This is a genomic window from Dethiosulfatibacter sp., from assembly GCF_983023055.1.
This window is the reverse complement of record NZ_CEZJXU010000237.1, coordinates 1-3,936: the sequence shown is the minus strand read 5'-3', so window position 1 is coordinate 3,936 and position 3,936 is coordinate 1. Positions and strand designations below refer to the sequence as shown.

General features: G+C 36.1%; 5 protein-coding genes. 1 reads left to right on the top strand and 4 read right to left on the bottom strand.

The features are described 5' to 3' along the window. Window positions 1-72: 72 nt before the first annotated feature. From AC3AX0_RS08795 to AC3AX0_RS08780, 4 genes are read right to left on the bottom strand one after another with little or no spacing between them, the layout of a single operon-like run. Window positions 73-513 carry a nucleoside recognition domain-containing protein gene (locus tag AC3AX0_RS08795; protein WP_487549924.1) on the bottom strand — a complete coding sequence of 147 codons (441 nt, stop codon included), beginning with the start codon at window positions 511-513 and terminating at the stop codon, window positions 73-75. A gap of 7 nt (window positions 514-520) precedes the next feature. Then, on the bottom strand, window positions 521-940 hold the full coding sequence (locus AC3AX0_RS08790) for a nucleoside recognition domain-containing protein (protein ID WP_487549923.1): 420 nt from the start codon (window positions 938-940) through the stop codon (window positions 521-523). 12 nt (window positions 941-952) lie between these two features. Continuing rightward, a complete protein-coding gene (locus tag AC3AX0_RS08785; protein ID WP_487549922.1) occupies window positions 953-1,930 on the bottom strand; it encodes an ATP-binding protein in 978 nt (325 codons plus the stop codon). After that, entirely contained in the window at window positions 1,930-2,982 is a 1,053-nt protein-coding gene (locus AC3AX0_RS08780) for a DnaD domain protein (protein ID WP_487549921.1), read from the bottom strand. The genes AC3AX0_RS08785 and AC3AX0_RS08780 overlap by 1 nt, the downstream gene beginning before the upstream one ends. Before the next feature lie 307 nt (window positions 2,983-3,289). Here AC3AX0_RS08780 and AC3AX0_RS08775 point away from each other — a divergent pair. Then, window positions 3,290-3,936, top strand: a 647-nt coding sequence (locus AC3AX0_RS08775) for a LysM peptidoglycan-binding domain-containing protein (protein ID WP_487549920.1), incomplete at its 3' end; no start/stop codon positions are given.

The following is a 3,936-nucleotide window of genomic DNA, read 5'->3' as shown; positions in this document are numbered from 1 at the left end:
ACGACCTCTTAATATCCGTTATGGTCACATGAAGCGTGACCCGGATAACGCAGCGTAGCTGCTTTCTTGTTCCTACAATTCCTTTATAAGTCTTGATGCTATGAATGATATGATGAAGGCTGTTACTATCCTTATTGAAAGAACCAAGGGAAGATTGGCACCTATGGATACAAAGATTACGGTGTCCTCAATTACTGCATGGCAGAGGGCGAGAAATACAGCTATTATCACGAGGCTTCTCTTGTCTAGGTCTCCATCCTGTACGCTTTGGAAGAGTACACCTGCACCAAAGAAAAGTCCCAGGACACTACCGATTACAAGGGGTAGTGATGCATCTTCTTTTATTCTTAGAAATCTTGTCAATGGGGACATGAATTTTGAAAATTTCTCTAGTATCTTTAGGTCTTTCAATACTTCTATTACAAGCATGAGAGGTACGATTATCTTGGCTAGATTGAGTACGGAAAAAAGTCCGTTTTTGAGGGCTGTTAAAAGTATTATTAATATTTCCATAAGCCACCTACATTACAATATTCATTATGGAAGCCACTGCAAAGGATGTAAGTATCCTAAGTACCATTATGAATACCGGATTTACTCCGATTTTTTTTATTACCACTGTTTCGCCTATCAAATTATGTGATATGGCTATGAATGTGGCTGCTATTGTTGCCTGTTTTGCAGTAAGCGTTATTGAAGCTAGAACTCCAAGGGATGCATATATATTTAGAGTTCCTCCCACTATCAATGCAAAGGCTGCTTCTCCGGGGAGTCCTATAAATGACATAAAGGGAACAAAATACCTTGAAAGTATCTGTAAAAGTCCTGAATATTCCAAAAGCTCTACGATAATATAAATTGGGAGCATTATTTTTCCAAGTTCCAAAAGAACGTGCAAGCCTTTTTTAAAACCTCTTCTATATGTGTCTATAGTTACCATTGATTACTTTCCTCATCTTGTCCTAATGTCTTTTCCGTAGAATTTAAACATTACATAATTGCTCATTATTCTAGATATGATCCTGTCGGAATATGTTTCCGACATCTTTTCAAGAGAAAGGTTTGTGGAAATAATAGTCTTCTTGTCGTTGATCATACGGGAATTTATTATATTGAATAATTCAGTAGTTGTAAATGAATTTATGGACTCCGTACCCAAGTCATCGATTATGAGAAGGTCAGCATTGTAGATCATTGAGTAGTTGTCCTTATTTTCATAGGATTCAGCGCTTCTGTTGAATTTGTGCTCGCTTATTGTTTCAATCATCCTGAAGGCGGTTTGATAAAGTACTACAACACCCTTGCTCATTAGTTCCTTTGCTATGCAGTTGCAGGCAAAGGTCTTTCCAAGTCCAGTACCTCCATAGAAGAGCAGGTTCTTTTTGCTTTTTTCGAAATTCTCCGTATAGTGAAGTGCAGCTCTGAAGACTTGTTTCATGTTTTCTTTTTGGGACAGTTTCTCATTTTTGTATTTGTTATCGTCGAACTTTGATAGGTCGAAAGTGTCAAAATTTTCCCTTTCAAGAAGCTTTCCCAGCCCTGAAATATTGTAGAGCTCGTTTATGAGAACCTGTTTGTAGCAGGAACACATCTTACCGCCAATATATCCTGTATCCTTACATTTGCTGCAGGAGTGAACCTCCTTAAGGTAGATTTCTGGAATCTTTTTTCTCTCAAGGATGGATTTTTTCTCTGCACGAAGTTCATTAATTGTAACTTTGTAGTCGTGCATTTTTCTTTCGAAATTGCCAGGTCTTGTGAATGCAAGTCTTGATACTTCTATACTCATTCTTGAAATTGTATTGTCTATTGTTTTTATTTTGGGTATCATCTCGTAGAGTTCGCTTCTTCTGTCCTGGAGCTCTTTCTTTGAACGAAGCCTTTTTTTCTGGTAATCCTTTTTTATTTCGTTTAATATTTCCTGTCTCATCAAATATCCTCTTTATCATCTATTAAATCCTGAAAGCTTTTTTTTGCAAGCTTTTCAAGCTCGTCTTCCGACATCTTATTGTACTGCTGTTCAAAGTTATGAAATGCATTTTTCTTGGTTTGGGACTGCTTTTTCCTTGGTTTCTTGTCAAAGATCTGTATATCTTCAACCTTTGATATTCCCTTACTGTGCCAGTTTTCGAGAATCTTGTTGAAATACTTCATATTTGGATTTGTCGTTCCCGTTGAGTATGAAAGGGCCTTTATTATCATTTCCTCGGAGAAATGCCACTGGTCTACCCAACAGTCTATGAGATTTCTCTCCTCCAGTGTCAATGACCTTCCGGAGAAGCCAAGATGCTTTCTTACTGTATTGTAGTATTTGTAGTTTTTCTCGTTTATTCCAAGGTGATTTCTTAATGAATCAATGTCGAAAATCTCTTTGTCGTACCATGAAGCTAGGAGGGATTCCACATATCTCATGTTTTTCACGTTTTTCTTCTCTACTGCATATTTGAATGTTTCATAAACTATTTCTGTATTAGCAGAATATTTAGAAATCCAGTCAAGGATGTTTCTCTTTTCGTTGGGAGTTATAAGCCTTCCGAAAACAAATTCTATGTCTCTGAACATCTTTCTTACATTATCGGACTTGTTTGCACTGACTGCATCCTCAAGGGAGAGTTTTTCTTCTTTGGGTTCCTCCTTCTTTGTATCTGGAACATATCTGTATATGTTTTCAACATATAGTTGTTTCAGGTTTATGAATTCAATGGATGGAGCGTTGGCTGAATATTCATCGCCTATTATTTTTACTATGCCCTGGTCCTGCCAGTATTCCCATGAGTCGTTGACTTCTTTCAGAGAAATTCCCAGATTCTTCGCAATTGTCTCGGTTGAGAAGCTTTCTTCCTTGTCTTTTGCATATTTGTAGCCAAGGAGATAGACCTTTACGTGAATTCCTTTGGCCATTGGCATAAAGTCATTTATAAATATATTTTCAACGGGGGTATCCCCGAAATCTATTTTTTCATTTTGAAGTTTGAAAATCATCAATGTCACCTCTGTGGATTTAATATAAAATACTGTAAAATTTGTTTTGGGTTACCAAATCATATTATATCACAATATAACAAGGATTATATCTAAATTTTCCTTTTAGGTTTTTGATAAATATGGTATAATCGTAAGGTATTAAATCTACCAGAGTAGGTATCAGATGCAGAAATCAAAAAAATTACTTAATGACTTTAAGAATAATAAGATGATAGGGAAATTTCTTTCCAATTCATATGCTGTAAATATATCAATTCTATTGATTCTCACATTTTCAGTTCTATTATATTCTCATTTAACCAATTTGATAAAAGTAAATGAAATGGCCACAAGATCCTTTGAGGTTTATTTTGATGGTAATCATGTTGGTAATATAAGGGACAAGGAAAATTTTGAGCAGGTACTGGGAGATTACAGGGATTCTTTACAGGAAGAGAACCATGCCGAGGTTGCAATATCCAATACAGTTGAATATGTTCCGTCACACGGTGACGACAAAGATATATCAACACACGACGAAATAGTCGCTAATATTGAGTCTAAGATTGAATACAATATACTTGCCTATGGAATAAAGGTTGATGGAGAAATCCTAGGCGAGCTTAAAACAGAAGAAGAAGCAGAAGAAATTCTTGAAGCTATAAAGGAACCATATGTGATGATGATGGAGGATTCCGAAATAGTAATTCTTGAATTTGCACAAGATATAGAAATAGTACAAAATGAAGTATCAAAGTATGAAATTGATGATATGGAGAAGCTTCTTCATTATCTTCAAAAGGGAACTACAGAAGAACAAACCCATGTTGTTGAGCAGGGAGATAACTTTTGGACAATATCCAGCCAGTACAACTTGACAGTTGACGAGCTGATATCTGCAAATTCAGCCGTTGACTCGGATTTGATTCATCCTGGAGACAAGCTTTCACTGATAATTCCAAAGCCATATAT

Coding starts and splice junctions, on each gene's coding strand:
- AC3AX0_RS08785 (WP_487549922.1), bottom strand. CDS start 1,930: ATGAGACAGGAAATATTAAACGAAATAAAAAAGGATTACCAGAAAAAA.
- AC3AX0_RS08780 (WP_487549921.1), bottom strand. CDS start 2,982: ATGATTTTCAAACTTCAAAATGAAAAAATAGATTTCGGGGATACCCCC.
- AC3AX0_RS08790 (WP_487549923.1), bottom strand. CDS start 940: ATGGTAACTATAGACACATATAGAAGAGGTTTTAAAAAAGGCTTGCAC.
- AC3AX0_RS08795 (WP_487549924.1), bottom strand. CDS start 513: ATGGAAATATTAATAATACTTTTAACAGCCCTCAAAAACGGACTTTTT.